General features: G+C 59.1%; 20 protein-coding genes. 9 read left to right on the top strand and 11 right to left on the bottom strand.

Features of this window, described 5'->3' with window-relative positions; all coding sequences use genetic code 11:
* Window positions 1–9: 9 nt before the first annotated feature.
* Genes P9228_RS21770 through P9228_RS21780 form a run of 3 tightly spaced genes read right to left on the bottom strand, consistent with a single transcriptional unit; the run spans window position 10 to window position 4540 of the window.
* Window positions 10–984 (bottom strand): ABC transporter permease, encoded by a 975-nt coding sequence (locus P9228_RS21770; RefSeq protein ID WP_278055508.1) that lies wholly within the window; start codon window positions 982–984, stop codon window positions 10–12.
* Window positions 981–3482 (bottom strand): ATP-binding cassette domain-containing protein, encoded by a 2502-nt coding sequence (locus P9228_RS21775; protein WP_278055509.1) that lies wholly within the window; start codon window positions 3480–3482, stop codon window positions 981–983. The genes P9228_RS21770 and P9228_RS21775 overlap by 4 nt, the downstream gene beginning before the upstream one ends.
* Window positions 3483–3511: 29 nt before the next feature.
* A complete protein-coding gene (locus P9228_RS21780) occupies window positions 3512–4540 on the bottom strand; it encodes a sugar ABC transporter substrate-binding protein (RefSeq protein WP_278055511.1) in 1029 nt (342 codons plus the stop codon).
* A gap of 237 nt (window positions 4541–4777) precedes the next feature.
* Here P9228_RS21780 and P9228_RS21785 point away from each other — a divergent pair, with 237 nt between their 5' ends.
* The 3 genes from P9228_RS21785 to P9228_RS21795 all read left to right on the top strand — a co-directional run bounded on the left by P9228_RS21785 (window position 4778) and on the right by P9228_RS21795 (window position 8236).
* Window positions 4778–5686 (top strand): LysR family transcriptional regulator, encoded by a 909-nt coding sequence (locus P9228_RS21785; protein WP_278055513.1) that lies wholly within the window; start codon window positions 4778–4780, stop codon window positions 5684–5686.
* 123 nt (window positions 5687–5809) lie between these two features.
* A complete protein-coding gene (locus P9228_RS21790; RefSeq protein WP_278055515.1) occupies window positions 5810–6673 on the top strand; it encodes an NAD(P)-dependent oxidoreductase in 864 nt (287 codons plus the stop codon).
* A 9-nt stretch (window positions 6674–6682) separates the two neighbouring features.
* On the top strand, window positions 6683–8236 hold the full coding sequence (locus P9228_RS21795) for an aldehyde dehydrogenase family protein (RefSeq protein ID WP_278055517.1): 1554 nt from the start codon (window positions 6683–6685) through the stop codon (window positions 8234–8236).
* A 277-nt stretch (window positions 8237–8513) separates the two neighbouring features.
* On the opposite strand, the gene P9228_RS21800 is transcribed toward P9228_RS21795, so the two are convergent.
* The 8 genes from P9228_RS21800 to P9228_RS21835 form a co-directional block, all read right to left on the bottom strand.
* Window positions 8514–9134, bottom strand: a complete 621-nt coding sequence (locus P9228_RS21800) for a transposase (protein WP_278055519.1) — start codon at window positions 9132–9134, stop codon at window positions 8514–8516.
* A complete protein-coding gene (locus P9228_RS21805) occupies window positions 9020–9460 on the bottom strand; it encodes a transposase (RefSeq protein WP_278055521.1) in 441 nt (146 codons plus the stop codon). The genes P9228_RS21800 and P9228_RS21805 overlap by 115 nt, the downstream gene beginning before the upstream one ends.
* Window positions 9461–9800: 340 nt before the next feature.
* Entirely contained in the window at window positions 9801–10688 is an 888-nt protein-coding gene (locus tag P9228_RS21810) for a VOC family protein (RefSeq protein ID WP_278055522.1), read from the bottom strand.
* Window positions 10685–11491: a serine O-acetyltransferase EpsC gene (gene epsC / locus P9228_RS21815; protein WP_278055523.1), complete on the bottom strand. Its 807-nt coding sequence runs from the start codon at window positions 11489–11491 to the stop codon at window positions 10685–10687. The genes P9228_RS21810 and epsC overlap by 4 nt, the downstream gene beginning before the upstream one ends.
* A gap of 12 nt (window positions 11492–11503) precedes the next feature.
* Window positions 11504–12289: an amino acid ABC transporter ATP-binding protein gene (locus P9228_RS21820; RefSeq protein ID WP_278055524.1), complete on the bottom strand. Its 786-nt coding sequence runs from the start codon at window positions 12287–12289 to the stop codon at window positions 11504–11506.
* The gene (locus P9228_RS21825; protein ID WP_278055526.1) at window positions 12276–13421 is read right to left on the bottom strand and encodes an amino acid ABC transporter permease; all 1146 of its coding nucleotides are present in this window, start codon (window positions 13419–13421) and stop codon (window positions 12276–12278) included. Before P9228_RS21825 ends, P9228_RS21820 begins: the two co-directional genes overlap by 14 nt.
* Complete coding sequence (locus tag P9228_RS21830; RefSeq protein WP_278055527.1) at window positions 13421–14680, bottom strand: ABC transporter permease subunit; 1260 nt, start codon at window positions 14678–14680, stop codon at window positions 13421–13423. The genes P9228_RS21825 and P9228_RS21830 overlap by 1 nt, the downstream gene beginning before the upstream one ends.
* Before the next feature lie 5 nt (window positions 14681–14685).
* Complete coding sequence (locus tag P9228_RS21835) at window positions 14686–15708, bottom strand: transporter substrate-binding domain-containing protein (protein ID WP_278055528.1); 1023 nt, start codon at window positions 15706–15708, stop codon at window positions 14686–14688.
* Between the two features lie 157 nt (window positions 15709–15865).
* Between P9228_RS21835 and P9228_RS21840 the strand changes: the two genes are divergently transcribed.
* The 6 genes from P9228_RS21840 (at window position 15866) to panD (ending at window position 22171) form a co-directional block, all read left to right on the top strand.
* On the top strand, window positions 15866–16789 hold the full coding sequence (locus P9228_RS21840) for a LysR substrate-binding domain-containing protein (protein WP_278055529.1): 924 nt from the start codon (window positions 15866–15868) through the stop codon (window positions 16787–16789).
* A gap of 395 nt (window positions 16790–17184) precedes the next feature.
* Complete coding sequence (locus tag P9228_RS21845; RefSeq protein WP_278055530.1) at window positions 17185–18153, top strand: hypothetical protein; 969 nt, start codon at window positions 17185–17187, stop codon at window positions 18151–18153.
* Between the two features lie 63 nt (window positions 18154–18216).
* Window positions 18217–19191, top strand: coding sequence for a quinolinate synthase NadA (gene nadA, locus P9228_RS21850; protein WP_278055531.1), 975 nt, complete (start codon window positions 18217–18219; stop codon window positions 19189–19191).
* Window positions 19188–20732: an L-aspartate oxidase gene (locus P9228_RS21855; RefSeq protein ID WP_278055532.1), complete on the top strand. Its 1545-nt coding sequence runs from the start codon at window positions 19188–19190 to the stop codon at window positions 20730–20732. Before nadA ends, P9228_RS21855 begins: the two co-directional genes overlap by 4 nt.
* Window positions 20729–21610, top strand: coding sequence for a carboxylating nicotinate-nucleotide diphosphorylase (gene nadC, locus P9228_RS21860; protein WP_278055533.1), 882 nt, complete (start codon window positions 20729–20731; stop codon window positions 21608–21610). The genes P9228_RS21855 and nadC overlap by 4 nt, the downstream gene beginning before the upstream one ends.
* Window positions 21611–21718: 108 nt before the next feature.
* Window positions 21719–22171 (top strand): aspartate 1-decarboxylase, encoded by a 453-nt coding sequence (panD, locus tag P9228_RS21865; protein WP_199651266.1) that lies wholly within the window; start codon window positions 21719–21721, stop codon window positions 22169–22171.
* The last annotated feature ends 17 nt before the right edge of the window (window positions 22172–22188 follow it).

Here is a 22188-nt window from a genome sequence, read left to right on the forward strand (position 1 = left end):
TTCTCCCGGCTAGACAGTTTTCAGGTATGATCGCATCGCAGCCAGACCGACCTCGAGGAGAAGTGCGAAGGCGATTAGGAGACCCTTGAACAGGTCCAGACTCGAGGGGTCCACCCCGGTGGTACGCAGTAGATGCGTTACCAGGCCAATGATGAGGGCTCCGCAGGCGATTCCAAAAACGGTGCCCTTGCCACCAAAAATGCTTGTTCCTCCAATGACGGCGGCAGCGATACCGTCCAGAAGAAGAGGCATGCCCCCGACGTTTGGAGTTACCACCAGGGTCCGAGAGATCATCACCACCGAAGCAACAAAGCAGATGACTGAGCTCGCTATAAAAACCATGAACTGATGGCGCTCGACCGCCAATCCTGCCAGCACGGCGTTTTCCCGGCTGGAACCAACCGCATAGGTCTTCAGTCCGAAACGTGACTGATGCAGCAGCAAATACGCTGTCAGTGCCGCGATCGCTGCGACGATATAGAGAAACGGAAAGCCGAGAACCGCGCCTCTTCCAAGGGCCTTGAGGACCGGGTCCTTGATGATGATGATGCCGGGCGAGAGGAAGATGTTTATTCCCTGCAGTGCAATGGCGGTTGCCAGCGTTGCCACGAATGCCGGCAGGCGCACAAAACCTGCAATCAGGCCGTTCCAAAAGCCGACAGCCGTCGCTGCAGCCAGTCCCAGCAACAGAGCGGGAACAGACGGCCAGCCCAGGTTCAAGCCGAAGCCGACAACGACGCTGACCAAGGCCACAGTAAGTCCGGCCGACAGGTCGATGCTCCCCGATATCAGGACCAAGCCTGCGGCCAGCGCGATCAGGAAGATTGGTATTGACTGGCTTGCCACTGCCGCCAGGTTGGCCCCCGATATTAGGGCCGGGTTGATGATGATACCGACGATGACGACTATCGCCAGCAAGACGGCTGGCGACCAGCCAAGCAAGCGGGACAAGATCTGGCGATAGGTTGCTGAAGCTGCAATCATGTCGACGCACCACCCAGTTGGAAGGCAATCGACATGACCTCGTTCTCGCTGCACCCGCGCGGGAGCTCGGCCGCAATGCGGCCATTCGACATGACGAGAATCCTGTCTGAAACCCCAAGCACTTCCGGAAGCTCGCTGGACACGAGCAGGATCGCCGCGCCTTGGGACTTATATCTGGAAATCAGCCGGTGAATTTCCGACTTTGCGCCGACATCGACGCCGTTGGTCGGTTCGTCGAGCAAGAGGACCTTTGGCTGGCCAGCCAACCATTTGCCTAACACGACCTTTTGTTGGTTTCCGCCGGAAAGTTCCCGGGCCTTCGCCTCGGGACGCGGGGGCTTGATCAGTAGCTCCGCGATCTTTTTTGTCGCCAGTTGCCTGATGCGCGGCGGCGAAACAAGCCCACCGCCATGGGTCATCCAAACCAGGCCGAGGTTATCTGCAACAGTCATCTGCGGGACAAAGCCCTCGGCATGCCGGTCTTCAGGCAAGTAGACGATTCCGTTTTGATAGGCTTGGCGGAGATCCCCGAACGCAATGGGCTTTCTACTCACCGTAATTTGGCCTTTCGCCTCTGGCGTAAGGCCAGCCAGGGCTCGTAGCAACTCGGTTCGGCCGCTGCCCATCAAGCCGCAGACGCCGACGATCTCACCAGCATACAAATCGACAGTCACATCTTGCAGAAGCCCGGCTTCGGCTATTTGCGCGCTCAGGATGAGATCCCCGCGCTGCACCTCGTCGTGAGGAAACACGTTCTCAAGTTTGCGGCCGACCATACCTTCGACAAGACTGGCAGGCGTGAAATTCGATATTTCGCCGCTTGCTACCACTTCGCCGTCGCGAAGAATGACGACATCGTCGCAGAGGCTAAAGACCTCTTCCAGCTTGTGCGAGATGTAAACGATCGCGCACCCCTTGGCCTTCAGATCGGAGACTAAGCTGAAGAGCCTGTCTCGCTCCCGAACGGAAAGTGCCGACGTGGGTTCATCCATGATGATGACCCAGGCGTGGGCCTCCAACGCTTTTGCAATCTCGACCAACTGGCGTTGCCCGACATTCAGTTGATCGAGGCGTGTCTCGGGATCGAAATCTAGGCCGAGAGCCTTAAGAGCGCTACGAGCGCGGGTGTTCATGTCACGCCTGGCAAGGAAGCCGTACCTGGTGCGTGGCTGGCCTAGAAACAGGTTCTCGGCAATCGTGAGATCGGGCAACAAGCTAAAATGCTGGTGGATTGCGGTTATCCCCGCCAGCCGAGCATCCCTGCTGCCGTTCACGGTTATCTCTGCACCATTGAGCGCGATGGACCCGGAGTCCGCCCGTTGAATCCCGGTCAGACACTTTACGAGGGTCGACTTGCCTGCTCCATTTTCGCCCACCAGTGCCAGCACGCGTCCGCCATGGATCTCAAGGGTGGCGTTGTCCAGCGCTCGGAAACTGCCGTAGGATTTGGAAAGACCATTAACAGACAGCGTCCGCTTTAAGCCGGGAGCCTGGCCTGACGCTTTGGTTGATTGACCCCAACCCAAGATTTTCGGGAAGGAAAGGGTCTCTGTCGTCAGCAACGCTGAAGCCAACAGGAGCGCGGCCTTGACAATGTATGTTGCTTCAAGTGGCACCTGAAGAAACGACAAGCCTGCAGAGATCACGCCCAGGAGAGTGGCGCCGAGGAGAGTGGGGAACATGGCTCCCTGCCCACCAGCCAAGGAAGCGCCCCCAATCATGGCTGCGGTGATAGCATCGAATTCGAGGCCCATTCCAGCCAACGGCTGCCCGGAGCCAAGCCGGCCGATGGTAACGACCGCGCATATGCCCGCGGACAGGCCGGCCAGCAAGTACACTACCAAATGGACGCGCCTAACCGGTACGAGAGAGGCGGCCGCCGCATTCTGATTGCCGCCGACGGCAAAAATCCAGCGGCCCAACAAGGTCCGGCTCATGAACAGGCTCCAGGCGACCGCCGCCAGTAGTGCCATCGCAAGAGGCGTTGGCACCCCAAAGATGATTGAGGAACCTGGCCAGATGAGAGCTTGATTGGCGACAGGGATGCTGTCTGCTCCAGACAGCACAAGGGTTGCACCTCGCATCATGGCCATTGTGGCGAGCGTGGCCATGAACGGTGCGACGCGCGCAAATCCGACGAAAAACCCGTTTGCAGCGCCCAGTGCACTGCCGCAGAGCAAGGCAGCCAGGATCGACGCAGCCCCGGACTGTGTAGCGTGTAAGGTGAGAGCCGCGACGATGCCGCTTAGTGCCAAGTTCGCACCGATCGAGAGATCAATGCCTCTGGCAATGATCAGCGCCGTCATGGGAAAGGCACATATCGCGATGACGGCGGTCTGTTGACCGATCGTCAAAAGGTTGCCGACGGATAGAAAGCCGGGAATGACGATCGCTAGAGCTGCAATAACAGCCAGGATTGCCAATGCCAGCAGCGAGGATGCGCTGTCGGAGGAAAATTGAGACACGCCAAAGCGATTGACGTGTCCCATATCCTTCATCTTTGACGAGGTCGCCACTGTTAGTCCGGTCAGTGCGAGCTCATCGCAGAAGCTGGAGCGTTTGGCCCAAGCTGCTGTGAATACTGACCGAGTTCCTCTGCGGCTTTGTCCGGCGTGATATAGTCGAACTTGAGCCCCTTGGCGGCTAGGGTATCGGCAGTTTGCTTCGAGGTAATGTACTTCACCGGCAGGTAGAGGGTGCGATCAAACTTTTCACCTCGCGCGATGCGTGCCGCGAGCGCAATGTTCCAATACCCCACGCGCGGCGCCCCGGTCAGGCCGTCAATGACCGTGGCGCCGGAGTTAAGTGAATCGGCCATCCCCGAGTCACCATCCCAGCCGGCATATTTGAGCTTGGCGCCAGCCGCATCAGCTATCGACTGCGCCGGATAGCAGAGATAGTCGGACAGGCACACTATTGCCTTGAGGTCTGGATTGGCGGCCAACCAGCTTTGCACTGCGTCGGCGGATTTTGCCGCATCCCAGTTGGTTGGCTGAATGCCGACGATCTGAATCTTCGGGAACTCGTTTTTGATCGTTTCGGTAAACGCTTTCTCGCGGTTATCCGATGTCCAGCTTCCACGCGCCCCGATAAGCAGGGCAATCTTGCCCTCTCCATCGATCGACTGTGCGAGCGCCCGGGCGACCGTCGGCCAGGTCTGCGCATCCGGGTAGATTGTGCTGTAGTTCGCTTTTCCCTCGACTTTGTTGCCCATGGTAATGACGGGGATGCCTGCATCGGTGGCCTTGTTGATCACCGGCATGAGCGCATTCTTGTCGAGAGGATCGACCAGGATCACGTCCACTTTTTGTGCTATGAAATTCTCTACGAGTGAAACTTCCTTCTCAAGACTCCCCTCTGCGCTCTGCCAGATAGCTTTGACTTTGTAGTCTTTCTCCGCCACATCGCCTGCCTTCTTCATATCCACGAAGAAGGAATTTTGCAGGTCTATAGCAACAACCCCAAGAATGGGGGGCTTGTAGTCAGCTAAAACTTCGGAACTGCCCAGAACGAAGCTGCATGAAAGCGTAGCGCTAAGCGCTATGGCGTTCAACATTGTGCGTCTTTTTATCACGTTCCACCTCCCATTTTCCTGTTCGGTGGAGTCAACCAGCGGCGTCGTCGGACGACAAGTCAGAATTCAGGCATCTGACCGTTGCCAAAAAGAGATGGTTGGGTGGGAGTGCTCGGCCCTTCCCTCGACTTTCGACTTCGGAGGATTTGATAGGCGCTGTTACGACGGCCGTGAAAATGTGGTAGGAGCCGACTAACGCACCGAGCCCGGCCGCTGCAAGTGATCAGATCGACCACACGTCAAAGCCTCGATTATTTCTTCCGCGTCGCTCAATTAGGCTCCATTCGCGCGGCGTCGGAGCATTTGCGCATTGCTCCATCCGCAGTCAGCCGCAAGGTTGCCCAGTTAGAATACGAGTTCGGTGTTGAGCTGATCATCCGGCAGGCGCGCGGTATCAAGCTCACCGAAGCTGGACAATACGTCTATCGGTACCTGCAGGAATCGAGAGTTCGTGACGCCTTGTTGTACGAGACAATCAGCGAGCTACAAGGATTGAAACGGGGGTCTGTTACGATCGCGGCAGGCAGCGGGTTTGTCGAAGGCTTGATCGCCCCGACGCTCACAAATTTCCTGCAGAAGTACCCTGACATACAGATCGAGATTCTGGCCGGCAATGCTGATGAGATCATAAACACCGTGATCGAGGACGAGGCCGACATCGGTATCGTATTTGGGACGATCTCGGAGGTCGGGATCGAGGTGGTATACGCAATCGAACAACCGCTGCGCCTGATCGTTTCCACGAACCACCCGTTGGCAACACGCGAGACAGTCGATCTGCGGTCGATCTGCGATTTGCCTTTGGCACTGCCGCCACTCACCGCTGGGATCAGGCAGGCGGTCACGCGAGCTTTCCGTGAGGCTGAACTCGAGCTATCTCCTAGTCTCACCGTCGGCCCAGTCCAGGGACTCGTCCAATACGCCGCCTCGGGTGTGGGGGCGACGTTTCTGCCGGAATTCAGCTGCAAAGCCGAAGTTCTGCGTGGGATGGTTCGCGCAATCCCGATAGAAGACGATATCGTCATGCGCACACGTACGAGCATGTTTATCCGGCACGAGCGGCATTTGCCTCCAGCGGCCAAGGCGCTCCTGGCCGCACTTGAGCTGGCATTCCCGTTTACAGCCTGATGTTGAGCTTCCCAGCTGGGATGGAGTGTACTGACTTCAGCAACGGTCGCATGCCGCTTTTGAGCTTGTCGGCGACGCGCCAACTCGTAGTTTTCCTAATCACCTCAATAGGAAATCGCGAGCATGACGTCACAAGTGGGAGTTGTTGGTCTAGGGCGGATGGGAATGGCGATGGCGGAGCGCTTCGCCGAGACCGGCCTAACGGTCATCGGAACGGACGTTAGCCAAGCCACTTTGGATCGGGCCGCAGAAGCGGGCATTCAAACGGCGCAGGACTCACTTGCCGTTATCAAGCAGGTTGACGTCGTGGTGCTGTCGCTGCCGACCGCCAACGACGTCAAGTTGACCTTGGACGGTCTGCCAGACGAAAATCTCGGTCGCGAGCTGTTCGTCATTGACACCACTACTTCCGATCCGCTGGTCACAAAGGAGCTGGCTGCAAAGCTCGAGCCGGCGGGTATCCATCTGCTCGATGCTCCCGTGAGCGGTGGCTTCTTTGGCGCCCGAGCCGGTACGCTTGGAATGATGGTTGGAGGCCAAGCAAGCCATCTCGATCGAGTTCGCGACTTGCTATCGAGAATTGCTGGCAAGATCGTCCACATGGGGCCGATTGGCAGTGGCCATGCGACTAAGCTGCTCAATAACCTGCTAGGCGCAGCCAACATGGTCGTGGCCTCCGAGATCGTGGAGCTTGGCGAATATCTTGGCTTGGCGCCGGCGGATCTGATTTCGGCCCTGAATGCGGGAACTGCACGCAATAGCGCGACCGAACTGAACTATCCGAAATGGATCCTGAGTGACAAGTTTGACTCCGGTTTCACCATGCGTCTGATGCGCAAAGATGTTGCACTCGCGGACCAACTCCTGCGTGCAAAGGGAAACCTGCCCGTGCTGACCGATGTGGCTTCAATCTGGGAGCAGAGCAAACCATCTGTGGCCGATGACGCAGATTTCAACAAGATCACACAATTCCACCCATCCAAGTGAGCTCGTGTCATGACAATCCTTGAAGACTTTAAAGCCGATCCACTCAACGAGGATCTGTTCGCCAGACTGACCACAGAATTCTTTGGCTCCGGACTCGAGATCGGAAGCTATGTCGACGGGCACATCATGCCAGGAAAAGGCAACTACATTGAGCTTGTCGAGCCGGCTTCGGGAACTGCGTACGCGAAATATCGGGACGCGGGGCCTGCAGTTGCCGCTGCCGCATGCGAAGCCGCGGCGCGTGCTCAGAGGGCCTGGTGGGCGATGACGGCCAGCGATCGCGGTCGAAAAATGCATGCAGCCGGGCGGCATCTTCGCACTAAGGCCGCAGCCGTGGCGCAGTTCGAAGCTTTGACCTCCGGCCGACCGCTTACAAGCACGGTCAATGAGATCGAAGCCGTCGCGCAGATGTTTGAGTACTTCGCAGGATGGTGCGACAAGCTGGAAGGCACAGTCATTCCGGTACCAACGACTCAACTCAACTATGTAATCAGGGCCCCATATGGCGTCGTGGTTCAAATGACGCCTTGGAACGCACCGCTTTCGACCGGAGGCTGGCAGATTGCCCCCGCACTAGCGTCTGGAAATTCGGTTGTTCTCAAGCCGTCCGAGCTGACGCCAGCCACCTCCATTATCCTGGCAAGGCTTTTGGAAGAGGGTGGTCTCCCACGCGGCCTGGTCAACGTTCTGGCCGGTCTTGGTGAAAGCACGGCGGCACCAGCGATTCTTGATCAGAACACCCGCATGGTTGTTTTCGTCGGATCCACCAGAACCGGCAGCATCATCGCCTCATTGGCGGCTAAACGTATCATACCATGCATTTTGGAGCTGGGCGGAAAGTCCGCGAACATTGTCTTCGACGATGCGGATTCCAGGATTGCGGTGTTAGGCGCGCAACGTGCCATATTCCAGAATGCAGGCCAGGCATGCACGGCTGGCTCGCGTTTGCTGGTTCAAAGGCGCGTCTACGACAAGATTGTGGGCCACCTAGCCGAAGTCACCCCGCAGATTCCCGTGGGACACCCGCTCGACCAGCGAACTCTTGTCGGGCCGATTAACAACAAGACGCAGCTAAATCAGATCAAGCGCATGGTCGACGAGGCCAAGACGGCAGGTGCAGAAGTGCTCGCCGGAGGCTCTGAGCTGGCATTGGTGAACCAGCCAGGCGGTATGTACTACGCTCCGACCCTGATTAGCGGCCTCAACGATCAGATCGAAGTCGGCCACGAGGAGGTTTTCGGGCCTGTTCTCGGCATTACGCCGTTCGAAGAGGAAGAAGAAGCGATCGCGATCGCCAACGCTTCACACTACGGTTTGGCGGGAGGAGTCTGGACGCAGAACGTTGGTCGCGCCCATCGCGTCGCCAGCAAGATCCAGGCCGGCACTTTCTGGATCAACGGTTATCGTTCGATCAGTGTCATGACACCCTTCGGCGGGTTCAAGAACAGCGGATATGGCCGTTCTAGTGGCTACGAAGGGCTCATGCAATATACTCAAACCAAGAGCGTCTGGGTGGAAACAGCGGAGACCTCGCCGGAAACCGGCACCCGGTATCCATTCTAGATCGCAAAAGGCAGACTTCATCAGAGGATCGCGGAACGAGGTAACCGACCTTCAAATTCGCAAATCCGAGCGCTGCGGAGTGGGTTGAGACGACGGCGTTGCACCTGTTTGGGTCCGGTGAGCCAACGCCGGCGATCAGATAGTTGGCGCAGCGGTAGACGCCTTGCGCGGAACTGACGCGCTTACATGCCAATCAGGGATATCCTCCCTTGACTGGCTCACCGCAGGACCGTCTCAGCCGAAAAAATCGCCTAAAGCAGGTCGCGTTTAATTGGCCTCATATCCGGCAGCTTTGAAGAAGTCTCTGCACTATATTGGGTCGAACAGGTCGCATATGTCCTTGAGCGCGTTGCATAAAGCGTCGAAGGATCGTGCGGCCTTCTTTCTGAGCAGCGCCTTGAGCTTCGAGAAGGCCATTTCGATTGGATTGAGATCTGGCGATTAGGCCGGCAGCGGCAGCAGCCAGGCACCGCGCTGGCGCACCAGTTCGGCCGCCCCGCTCGCTCTTGTGGAAGGCGACATTGTCGAGGATGACGACGTCGCCCGGCTTGAGTTCGGGTGCGAGCTGGGTCTCGACATAGAGTTCGAAACGCGCCCTGTTCATCGGCGCATCGACGATCCAAGGCGCGATCATGGCATGGCATCTCAAGCCGGCGATGAAGGTCTGCGTCTTCCGGCCGCCGAATGGTGCTGATGTTCGGTAGCGTTCGCTCTTGGGCGCCCAGCCGGTTCGCTTGGTCAGCCGTGTGTTGGTCGAGGTCTCGTCAATGAAGACGAGGCGCGTCAAGGCCTTGTCGAAGAACGGTTTGCGCCGCCACCTCCAATGCTCGCGCGCCTGCCGGATGTCGGGACGCTCCTGCTCGCTCGCCCGGAGTGTCTTTTTTTGTGACTGAGGCACAGCCGGTGAAGCAAACGCGCGACATTCGACCGGTGCACCGTAACGCCGCGCCCATCCAGTTCCACGCACAGCTCGTCGAGCGTCAGATCGCCATTCTCGGCCATCCGCTGGCGCACGAAGTCGGCGTGAGCGGCCAGCTTGCCGCCCCCCGTGCCATGGCCTTGCCGGCGCGGCTCAAGCGAACCCCTCTCGGCGCGCAGCTTCATCAGATCTTTCACGAACTTCGGCGAAACCCGGAAATGACGCGACGCCTCACGGTTGCTGTTGCCCTCATCCACAAACGCCGCAACACGCTTACGCAACGCCATCGCTAACGGCTTGCCCATCACGGTTCTCCCTTCCACCGCAATGAATCATCAAACCGTCAATCAGGGAATCCCCGAATCCTTTAAAAGGCGACGTGCTTTAGTCGCCCGCAATTATCACGGGACTTAGGCGGACCGCTGATCCTCTGCACACAAGGCGTGGCGAACAAGGGGCGCAGCGTAACCGCCATCGGCCCGCAATGGTGGAATTTGGCGGCGACCATCCGTGTCGTAGGCCCCGAGCTTGTCTTCGTCGATCTCGAGGTCGAGAACGGCAACTTGGCGCTTTATCTCGAGCGACGACCTGCGGCGAAAAGCCTAGGCCGGGGGAACAGCGCACACAGGGCGGCGGGTTGCTCGGTCAAGCCTCGCTAAACGACAGCATAACGCCGCCCAAGCGGTCGGCTTGCGGCAAGAGAATCATACCGTTGACCTCTCGTGGCACGAGCTCACTTTTGGCAAGCTGATCAAACAGTTTTGCTCGAGATCGAACTTTCAGGTCCACCGCGAATTCATATGGTTCGGCCGGAGCCGCAATCGAGGCCGGCAAGTCTCCATAGCGCTTGGCTGCACCGTTGCGATCCAGGACCAGGAATTTGCCATTGCCGGTGGGCACTTCAAATCCGCCGTCGATTGGCAGGATGCGATCTGTTCCGTGGAGCGTGCCTAGCCAGCGCTTCACTCCATCCTGATGATGCCGCTCAGCAAGGATGCAGACCGAGAGGAAGCCGTACGCAGAATTCGCATGGTCCATCCATTGTGGAAACTCGATAAGGTTGCGCTTGTGCTGCCGGCAGCCGAAATTGGACAGTCGCGGGTAATCGCGTGAGGCAAATATCTTCAGGGTTGTCTTTGTGCGGTCGTTGGTGCCGTCCGCCAGGACGACATCGCGTCCGAATTCGATCGTCCCTTGGCAGACCCCGCCGCGGCTGAGAACGGTTTGCTCGTCGCGCTCGGCGTCGTCGCTGTACAACGCTGTCAACGCAATTCCGTCCCGCTCCTTGATTGAGTTGGCGATGAAGCGGCCGAACCGGAAGTCCCCGGCAGGGTAGCTGTCGAGCAGAGCCGTGTCATAGATGCTCATCAACTCCAGAAGAGAGTTTTTGAACAACATTGCGCAGGTCGAAGTACCCCAGGGATGCTTGCCGATTGGCGTGACGTTGAAGCCAAGGGCGCCGTATGTATCACGCAGCGATGACAGGTCTTGAACGCAGACGATCGGATGGTCGATCCCCAGGACGTTGGTCATGGATGGTCTCCTGGGCCGAGGCTGAAGCCTGAAAATGAATGTGGCGAGCGCGACTTCAATTGGGCCGGGACGCCTGCCGCGGTTTGACCGGCCGGGACATCCTTGGTGACCACGGCCCCTGCCGCCACCACAGCGCCCTCCCCTATGGTGATGTCGCCCAAAATGCTGGCGCCGGCACCAATGACAGCGCCTCGCTTCACGGTCGGATGACGCTTGCCCTCTCGGCCCCTGAAGTTGCTGCCCAGAGTTACGCCGTGCCAGATGGAAACGTCATCCTCGATGACAGCAGTTTGGCCGATGACGATGCCCAGACCGTGATCGAACCACAACCCTCGACCGAATTCCGCCTCGGGCCTGATGTCACAGCCAAAAGCACGGCCCGTATGGCCCTTCACGGCAAGCGCCAACGATATCCGCTTGGCGCGATGCAGTGAGCGGCACACCCTGTAGGACAGCAAGACATGCAAACCGTTGGCAAAATGGAGCGTTGCGATCTCTCCACCCGGATCAAGGTCCTTGTTGGCGGTGGCATAGATGTCAGAAACCGCGTCCTCGAAGGCGCGCTCATCGTGAGAGAAAACGTCACGCGCGGCGGCGAAGACCACCTGCCGGCCACCTCCCGGTGGGATGCACCCCGCAAGCACATGCGCAAGGAGGGCGGCGTCATCCTCGAGGCCCCTCGGATCATATGAGAAGGCTTCCAGAAGATTTGGCTCGTGCCGAAAGAGCTGCACGGCAGCCCGCAACAAGCGATCGCGATGGGTCGTCTGGGAGGGATAAAGACGTTCAATTTGAATGGACATTGCTGGCACTGACTAGTGTTTCAGGACACGAGAAAGGAACGCCCTGGCCCGGTCATGCTGAGGATTCTGGAAGAAAGTCTCGGGATACCCGATCTCCGCAATTCTGCCGCCATCGATGTAGACGACCCTGTCGGCGACTTCACGGGCGAAGCCCATTTCATGCGTGACGATCATCATGGTCATTCCGTCGACCGCCAACTCGCGCATAACGTCCAGAACCTCTCCGACCATCTCAGGATCAAGCGCGGACGTCGGCTCGTCAAAAAGCATCACATGGGGATCCATTGCCAATGAGCGGGCGATGGCGACGCGCTGTTGCTGGCCACCTGAAAGTGCGGCAGGATACTTATGGGCTTGGTCTGATAGACCGACACGATCGAGCAAACGCCGTGCGTTTGCGTACGCGGCGTCCTTGGAGAGCTTTCGCACTCGGATTGGCGCCAGCGCTACGTTTTCCAGCACGGTCATATGGGGAAACAGGTTGAATTGCTGGAAGACCATGCCAACGCCCTTCCGAATCTGTTGGAGGTTCTTGTCGTCTCCAACCGCCCTTTCTTCCTCAACGGGCATTCGGTAACCGTCTACGATCAGGCTACCGTCCTGATATTGTTCCAGGCCATTCACACAACGGATCAGAGTCGACTTGCCCGAACCGCTTGGGCCGATGACGACCATGACTTCCCCCCTGGCAACAGATAAGCTCACCTCCTTCAGCACATGGAAATGTCCATAGTACTTGTTCAGCTGATCGAATTTGACGATCTCGGTGCCCTTCGCCGCTGTGCTATCGGCCTTCATTTGAGATTCCCTTAGAAAGGTGCGCTTCCAAGTGTCTGGCGAAATAGGTAACTGCGCTGCCAACGAGAAAGCAGACAATGAACAAGAATGTATACACCTCGTAGACTTTGTCGCTGTTCTGAGGGTCAGCCAATATCATTTGTCCGACACGTAGAAAATCTGCAAGGCCAATGATGAAAACAAGGGGGGCGTAGTTGAAGATGTCAAGGACGTTGCCAACCATGCCAGGGAGGGCCACACGCATGGCCTGCGGACCGACGATCCGGATTTTGATGTCCCAGGAACTCAGTCCAAGGGCCTCGGAGGCCTCGACCTGCCCGCGGGGGACCGCCTGCAAGCCGCTGCGGATATATTCGGCCGCGAACGCGGAATAGAAAATCACGAAGCCGATCAGTCCCCGCAGGACATCTGGGACCGGCACGGAGGGGAGAAGGAGAGGAAATGCGATCCAGATGAAATAGACCACCAGAATGAGCGGAACGGCCCGCATGAACTCGATGTATGCAGTGCAGAGGATCCTAATACTTCCGATCTTGCTTTGACGACCAAACGCCAGGGCAGCTCCGATCGGTATGGTCAGCGCCGCGGAAATGGCGGTAAGCAGCACCGACAGCAGAAAGCCGCCCCATGTCGCCGGCCCCGCCGGCACAAGAAGGTAGAGCGCGAGCCCCAGTGCGCCCAACGAGAGGCCGCCGGCCAGCTTGCGCACACGCGGGAGGGTTTGTCCTAAAAGCCATGCACATTCAAGTGAGCTGCCAACGAGGAAGGTGTTGATGCCCGCGGACCAAGACACCTGCAACGCCAGCGCAGTCACGGCCAGGATCCCAATGACGGTGCTAGCGGCACGCAATCCCCTCATGGGTATGATGGACGACACCAAAAGGCCCATCGCGACGGCGAACAGGAAGGCGGCAACCCATACGCGCCACAGCTCCGCGGCCGGGAATACTCCGACCATCAGAACCTTTGCGCTCTGCCCAATGACGTGCCACTGGGCGACCGCGAGAAGCCACGCGCAAAATGTCCAGATGCCCCAAAAAAGCGTGGGCACCACCAGTGCCGTGAGAAGCGTATCGAAGGGGGTGGCGAAGAGATTGACCTTCAGACGCTTGACCGCGTTTTCGATACCCATCAGCGAGCCCCCGGGATCTGTATCCTGGCATTGAGCCGATTGATGGTCGCGCTTATCCCAAGGCTGATCAGAAGATAGATGAGCGTAACGACGATTATGCCTTCGAGGCTTCGGCCAGTTTGATTGGCCACCGTGCCGTAGACGTTGAACAAGTCCGGAAATCCGATCGCGATCCCAAGAGAGGTGTTCTTGGCAAGACCGATATATTGGTTTCCAAACGATGGGAGGATCACGCGAAACACCTGGGGAAGGACGATGTCCTTTATGATGTCGTTCCTGGCGAGCCCGAGCGAGCGCGCCGCCTCCCATTGCCCGCGCGGCAGGCTTTCAATAGCGCCGCGCACAATCTCGCCAAGATATGCTGAGCTGTTGACGACAATACCGATCAGAATCGCCGTGAACTCAGGTGAAAGCATCGTGCCGCCGCTCGCCCGGAAGCGGCCGGCTTCGGGGATGTCGATGGTGAATGGGAAACCCCCAACAATCACGGCACCCAGCAGCAGGATGGCCGACAAGCCGACAATCACCCAGCGTCGTTTGCCCCCGGAAATGAAAGCGGACAGGACGCCGAGCACCAGAGCCAGAAGAAAGATGATGATCCCGGGTCCCGTGGCCGTATCTGTCGCTGCGATCGAGGGCAGCCAGATACCTTGCTGGCTTAATATCACTCCCGGAAACCCGGCCGCAGCGGAAATTGGAGGAAACTGCAGGACGACAGCGATGTACCAGAATGTCAGTTGTATGAGCAGCGGGGTGTTCCTGACGAACTCGACGAAATAGAAACAGAGCTGCCTTACCAGCCAATTCGTCGACAAACGTCCCACACCGAGCAGCGTTCCGAGCGCGGTAGCTACCACGATCGCCAAAATGGCGACTTTCAAGGTATTGAAAAGGCCAACTGTGAGCGCCTGCGCGTTGGTCATGCCAGAGGAGAACGGCACGAGGCCGAGAGGCGTGCTTATGGCAACGGCGTAACCTTCACTGATCTCGAATCCGGCGCCCGAGGCGAGATAGCCGAAACTGAAGGCAATTCCTCTTGCGGCCAGGCTGGACCGGATTGCGTAACCCAAGCCGATCATCAAGGCCGCAACCGCAGCAATGATCGCGGCCTGCACAAGATTTCTACGAAACGCACGTGCCTTAAGTGCGCGTCGTTCCGGTCTTTCGGAAACCGCACGATGCACCATCGTATCCATCGGAAGCCTTCGAGCGGAAAAGGTCAAGGGAATGGAGCGGCCCAGCCCTGCCGGGCCGCTCATCGACTTCACCACCACGGCGGCGAGATCATCGCCCCGCCGTCACGCGAGAGCGCATTTGGCGTGCCCTTGCGGTCGAGATAGTTGGGCGTTTTCGGGCCCAGGTTGCGATCATAGATCTCGCCGTAGTTTCCGACCTGCTTGAGGACTTGGGCAACGAAATCCGCCGGCAGACCGAAGTCGGCGCCGATCGTTCCGTTCACACCGAGGAACTTCTGGATGCCTGGGTCGGCCGACTTGGCCTCTGTGTCGACCTTGTCGGATGTGATGCCAACATCTTCGGCTTCAATCGTCGCGAAGACTATCCAGCGCAGGGCATTCCTCCAGCGCGAATCGTTAGCGACCACAAAGCCGGCAAAGGGCGATTTCGCCAGGATATCTGGGAGGATGACAAAGTCGTCGGGTTTGTTCGAGTTGCCGCGCCACGAGGCCAGCGCCGACTTGTCGGTCACCATGGCGTCACACCGCCCGCTGCTGAGGGCGCCGAACAGCTTCTCGAGATTCTCGTAGGTCAGCACCTGACTCTTCCAGCCCTTCTTCTTCAGAAGGTCGGCGATGATCGCCTCGGTGGCGGACCCTTGCGTCGTGCAGAAGCTGGCACCTGCGAGATCGTCGATTTTCGCCACCTTCGATGAGGCTTTCACCATGATGCCGCCGCCGTCCCAGAAATTCATTGGCAGGAAATCGATGGCAATCGCCGATTCCCGGACGGGGTAGACCGTTGTGTGGGCAAACACAACGTCGACTTGTCCCGTCTGCAGCGCCGTGAACCGGCTTTTGTCCGTGACAGTCACAAAATTGACCTTGTTGGCGTCGCCGAGGACGCCGGCAGCCACAGCGCGACAGAAGTCTACGTCCAAACCTTCCATCTTGCCGGTCTTGGTATTGAGATAGCCGAAACCAGGCGCCGTGTTGTCGGTGCCACAATTGAGCGTTCCCCGTTGCTTTACCGTATCCAGCACCCCCGCCTGCGAAGGTAGGGAGGCTACGGTCGCGAACGCTGCGAGTGCAGCGGAAATGAGAAGTTTCATCGAGTTCCCCTTTGCGATCGATCGGAGCTGCGCTGACGAAATTTTTATGTGCGCTCGGCAGCCGACGAACCGATCCTAGTTTGACACCGACACTTCAGTCTAGTTAAATGATTTTAGGCATTTGATTAGAAAAAGTGACGATTCTACGGAGAACGGCTTGAGCAACTTCATGGACATTCAGAGATTGAAGACGCTGCGCGAGCTGGCTGTCCGAGGGACGATGGCGGCTGTTTCCGAGATCCTTCGGATATCACCGTCGGCGGTCTCGCAGCAGATTTCGTTACTAGAGGAAGAGGTCGGCGCAGCGCTGGTCGAGAGGCGGGGCCGAGGGGTGTCAATCACGCCCGCGGGAAACGTGCTGGTCCAGCATGCCGAACGCATACTGGCTGTCATGGAAGAGGCGAAAACCGATCTCGCCGCCATCAGGGCGCAGGTGGCTGGTCAATTGTCGATTGCGTCCTTCCCTTCGATCGGCGCCAGTTTGCTGCCACCGGCGATCAGGCAAATGCAACTCGAGTACCCCGCGTTAGTCGTCTCCGCCATTGAATTGGAGCCATTGGCCGCATTAGCCGCGTTGCGCAGTTGGCAATGTGACATAGCGGTCGTCGACGACATAACCCTGAAACAGTCCAAGGACGCACCGAACCTGGAGACTTTTCCAATCTATCAAGATCAGTTGGTCGCCATCGTCAGGCGCGACCATGCGTTAGCTCAGAAAAGGGCCATTAGCATTTATGATCTGAAGGACGAGTGTTGGGCTATCGACACGCGTCCAAACACCTTCTCCGATGCCTTGCTCGCAATGTGTAACGAGAAAGGATTCCAGCCACGCATTGTTGCTAGATTTGATGAAACTGACGTCACTTGGGCAATGGTCGCTCACGGGTGCGCTATTGCGGTCGTTCCCCAGATTCGCACGCTCGTTAATCATAGCGGGCTCGCCGCTGTCCCGCTGTCGCCACCCCTGGGACGCGGAATCCTGCTCGCAATCCGAAATGGAGAGAACCGGCGGCCGTCGGTCAAAACAATGATCGAATCCCTCAAGCATCACGCAAGGCACCTACCCAGAGCCGATCAGTGAAACAGCTGCATAGCGCCGGCACAGGTGGCCGCACAGCCGCTTTGGTGGCCAATGCGCTCAAATCCTCCTTTTTGGACTCGCTCGGCCGAGGGTTGGCCGGGACGCCGGGGCTGGCAATGGTCCATCCATAAGTGATGACCCTTAAGGGACAAGCGAGCTTTCATAGAACATCGACGGCCACCGCCTTGCAGCGTTTCGATCTCATGGCCCGACTTTGAATTTGCTTCCCTAGCGTCATGCCCGCTGGCGTCGCATTTGGCACAATTTTGTATAGATCGAAAGGCTAAGCTGATGACGGAGCGTGCCGTGTTGACACCCAAAATGTGCTACTCCACGCTGCTTAAATCGATTGAGATGCTTCGCACTGGAAGCTCTGCCCAACCTATTCAGGCATCATGGACGTCCGGGCAAAAGGAACACGCAACGCTAGCGCCCCCGCTAAGGCTAAAGAAGTCGAGGCGGAGCTGATTGCCGTGGTTGTAGCCGTCAATGACGGCGAACCGGCCGCGCTCACTATCGGGCAAGCGCGTTCCCTGCCGTCGGGGCCGTTCGCGCTTGAGCATCGATCGCTGCAGTCCGGGTTGAGGGCATGGGTCGAGGAGCAGACCGGCCATCCGCTTGGCTACATCGAGCAACTCTATACATTCGCGGATCGCGACCGCATTGATGACGGGCATCAGCAGCGCGTTATTTCGATCAGCTATCTGGCTTTGACCCAAAAAGAACGGGCCGCCGGCTCGTCCGGCCGCGGGTGGCGCAGCTGGTACGAATATTTTCCGTGGGAGGATCATCGCGCCGGCACGCCGAAGGTGCTGGCAGATATCGTGAAGCCTCGTCTGCTTGCCTGGGCGGCCGACGCCGAGGAGGCCTCCACGCGCCGCGAGCGACAAAGGCGGGCGGCCATTGCCTTCGGCTTCGAAAACTACTCCTGGAACGAAGAGCTGGCGCTTCAGCGCTACGAATTGCTTTACGAAGCTGGCCTGGTGGCAGAGGCGACCCGCGATGGACGTTCGAGCGCTTTTGCCGCAATCCTCGGGATTGCCATGATTGCCGACCACCGCCGCATCCTGGCGACAGGCATTGCCCGCTTGCGCTCGAAGATCAAATATCGGCCGGTCGTCTTCGAGCTGATGCCACCTGTCTTCACGCTGCTACAGTTACAACGAGCCGTGGAAGCCTTGGCCGGTCGGCTCATCAACAAGCCCAATTTCCGCCGGCTGATTGAACAGCAGGAGCTGGTCGAGGAGACGGGCGAGACGTCTGTGGACACGGGTGGACGGCCCGCCAAGCTCTATCGATTCCGCCATGCCGTCCTGGACGAGACAGCCGCGGCGGGCACAAAATTGCCGCTCGCCCGGGGTTGACATGCTTATAGTCAACCGGGATATATGCCCCTTATAGTCAAATAGATTATAATTGGAGGGGCCATGAGCGGGGCGTTGCCTTCAGCCGCGTCTTTGTATCGGCGCGTCTGGCGCGTCATTCCGCCAGCGGAATGGGCAGCCTTCAGCCATGACGTAGAGGCTATCCTGGCGCTTAAGCGCGAGCGCAACGCAGTCATTCTGGCTCATAACTACCAGACGCCTGAGATCTTCCACTGCGTGGCCGACATTGTCGGCGACAGCCTGGCTCTTGCGCGCAAAGCCATGACGGTCGATGCGGATGTCATCGTGCTCGCCGGCGTGCATTTCATGGCCGAGACGGCCAAGCTCCTCAATCCGGACAAGACAGTCCTTATTCCCGATCTCGGCGCCGGGTGCTCGCTGGCCGACTCGATCACAGCTGACGACGTTCGGCTCATGCGGCAGCGCTATCCTGGCGTGCCGGTCGTCACCTACGTGAACACATCCGCTGCCGTGAAGGCCGAATCTGACATTTGCTGCACCTCCGGCAATGCGCTGGCAGTTGTGGAATCGCTGGGTGCGCCGCGCGTCATCATGCTGCCCGACGAATATCTGGCCGGGAATATCGCGGCGCAGACGGAGGTCGAGATAATCGCCTGGCAGGGACACTGCGAGGTGCATGAGCGTTTTGGCCCAGCCGACATTCGCGAACTGCGCGATGCCTATCCTGGCGTCACCGTGCTTGCCCATCCGGAGTGTCCGCCCGAGGTTGTGGCGGTCGCGGATTTCGCCGGCTCGACCGCGGCGATGTCCGACTATGTCGGACGGCACAAGCCCGCGCGGGTCGTACTGATGACCGAATGTTCGATGAGCGACAACGTCGCCGTCGAGCACCCCGAAGTCGAGTTCGTGCGGCCGTGCAATCTCTGCCCGCACATGAAGCGCATCACGCTCGCCAACATCCGCGCTGCACTCGAACAAGACCGCTATGTCGTCACCATCGATCCTGACGTCACTGACCGGGCGCGCCGCGTGGTGGAGCGGATGCTCGTCGTATGACCCAGCATATCCGCGACATCGGCGGTGCGCCGGTCATCGTCGGCGCCGGCATTGCCGGCCTGATGTGCGCGCTTCATCTGGCGCCGCAACCGGTGGTCCTTCTTTCCCGGACGCCACTGGGAAGCGAAGCTTCCAGCGCACTTGCCCAAGGCGGGCTGGCCGCGAGTGTAGGCGGCGATGATAGTCCGGAGCTGCATCTTGCCGACACACTTGCTGCCGGCGACGGGCTTTGCGACGAAGCCATGGCCAGGAGGGTGGTCGAGGGGACATACCGAGCCATCGGCAATCTGGTCCATCTGGGCGTCGCCTTCGATCGCACATCGGACGGGGCGCTGCGGCTTGGGCTCGAGGCGGCGCATTCCCGCCGCCGGATTGTCCACGCGGCCGGGGACGCCACTGGCCGCGAGCTTGTCCGGGCGCTCGCCACTGTCGCGCGGCGTACCCCTTCGATCACAATCCTTGAGGGCATGGACGCGCGCCGGCTTCTCGTCGAAAATGGTGCAATCGCCGGTGTGCTCGCGGTCGCTAACGCGGGTGCGGTAATATTTCCGACGCGTCGCGTGGTGCTTGCGACCGGCGGCATCGGCGCCCTGTTCAGGGACACGACAAATCCGACCGGCTCCTTCGGCCATGGCTTGGCGCTCGCTGCCTGTGCCGGTGCAGAACTGGCGGACCTCGAATTTGTCCAGTTCCATCCGACCGCGCTCGACATCTCACGGCGGCCGATGCCTCTGATAAGTGAAGCCGTCCGCGGCGAGGGGGCGGTACTGGTCAATGAACACGGTCAGCGCTTCCTTGCCGATACGCCTGGCGGCGAACTCGCATCGCGCGATGTCGTGACGCGGGCCATATGGCAACAGCTTGCGAAGGGAAGTCGGGTGTTTCTTGATGCCCGGCATTGTCTCGGTCCGACCCTTCCCAAGCGCTTTCCCAGTATCACCCGTCTATGCCAAGAGGTGGGAATCGATCCTGCTGTCGAACCAATCCCGGTACGTCCGGCAGTCCACTATCACATGGGCGGCGTGGCCGTTGATGCCGAAGGCCGCAGCTCGGTGAGCGGCCTATGGGCATGCGGCGAGGTTGCATGTACGGGTTTCCACGGCGCCAATCGGCTGGCCAGCAACTCGCTGACTGAAGCGGTGGCAACCGCCCTCTGGGTCGCCGAAACAGTGGCGGCTGCTCCTGCCGGCTGGCAGTGGCCAATGCTTGTTACGACCGTGCCACCGCCGCCCGACCCCTCCTCCATTAGACAGGTGGTCTCGGAGAGCCTCGGTGTCATCCGGCACGGCGAGTTGTTAGCCGAAACGGTGTCAGCGCTGCTGCCAATAGCGGCTGGCAACTCGGCCGCCTCAGATCCTGCTTTGGTCGCGCTGATGATCGCGGTTGCCGCACTTCGGCGTGAAGAAAGCCGAGGAGCTCATTACCGCTCGGATTTCCCCACACGCAACGCGGACACCCGATCTTCCCGCTTGACGCTTGCGACAGCAACGAAATTTGCGGCCACGCTTAGCCCGCGGCTCGCCGAACGGAGTGCCTCATGACATCACTTCCACCACTGACCGGGATCGCGATCGAACCGATCGTGCGCAGCGCTCTTCTGGAGGACTTGGGCAAAGCCGGCGATCTTACGAGCGATGCGATTGTACCCCTCGACCACAAGTCCACTTTCGCCTTCAGGACACGACAGTCCGGCGTTCTGGCCGGCCTTGATCTCGTGGCTTACGCTTTCCTGCTTGTAGATCAATCGATCGACATGCGTTTCGCGCGCTGCGACGGGAGCAAGGTCATGGCGGGCGAAACCATCGCAACGGTGAGTGGACCGGCGCGCGGGATGCTCGCGGCCGAGCGCACAGCGCTCAATTTCCTGTGCCATCTCAGCGGCATTGCAACGGCAACAGCCGAAATCGTCGAAGCGGTGCGCGGGCAGAAAGCAAAGATCGTGTGCACGCGAAAGACAACGCCCGGCCTGCGCGCGCTGGAAAAGTACGCGGTGCGCGCCGGCGGTGGCGCCAACCACCGCTTCGGGCTCGATGACGCCATGCTCATTAAGGACAACCACATTGCCACCGTCGGCGATGTCCGCACGGCGATAGAGCGAGCGCGGGCGACCGCAGGTCACATGGTAAAGATCGAGGTCGAGGTCGACACGCTTGAACAGCTCGATATCGCGCTGGCGACAGGGGTTGACGCGGTGCTGCTGGACAATATGTCTGTCGAGCAGCTGACCCAGGCAGTAGCGATGGTCGGCGGCCGCGCAATCACCGAGGCGTCCGGTGGGGTAACCGTGCAGACCGCACCAGCGATTGCCGCGACCGGAGTCGACTTGATTTCGGTCGGTTGGATCACGCATAGCGCGCCGGTCCTCGACATAGGCTTGGATGTCGCCGTCAATGTCAACAAGAACAACCTTTTGAACTAAGGGCCAAATACAGTCGAGTTCAGATCGGGCTTGGCTGATCGAAGGCAACCATCGCCGCCTGCACCCCAGAAGGTATGCGACGTGGAAGAGACTGTTTGGAGGAGAGGCATGCGTAAAATCGTCGCCGGCAAGCTGCACGGCATCTACGTCACCGAGGCCAATCTCGACTACCATGGCTCGATCACGCTCGATCCGGACCATTGCGAGGAGGCAGGCATCCTGCCGATGGAATTCGTGGAGATCTGGAACAAGAATTCGGGCGCACGGATCTCGACCTATGTCATCCTCGGCGAACGTGGATCGCGTTGCTGCATCCTCAACGGCGCCGCGGCGCGTACGTGCCAGCCAGGCGATCAGGTCATCATCTGCAACTCCGCCTATCTCGACGAGGCAAAGCTGACCGCGCTCAAGCCGCGTGTGCTAACGTTCGACAAGGACAATCGCATTGTTGACCGATTGACCTATTCGGTCGAGAGCAATGCCGAGGGGGGCTACAGCTTTTCCATACTCGATGAGGCCCGCAACGCTCTCCCCGTGCCGGCACTGGTGGGCAGATCATGACAGGCTTCCATGCTTGT

Source organism: Mesorhizobium sp. WSM4898 (assembly GCF_029625845.1).
Lineage (GTDB): Bacteria > Pseudomonadota > Alphaproteobacteria > Rhizobiales > Rhizobiaceae > Mesorhizobium.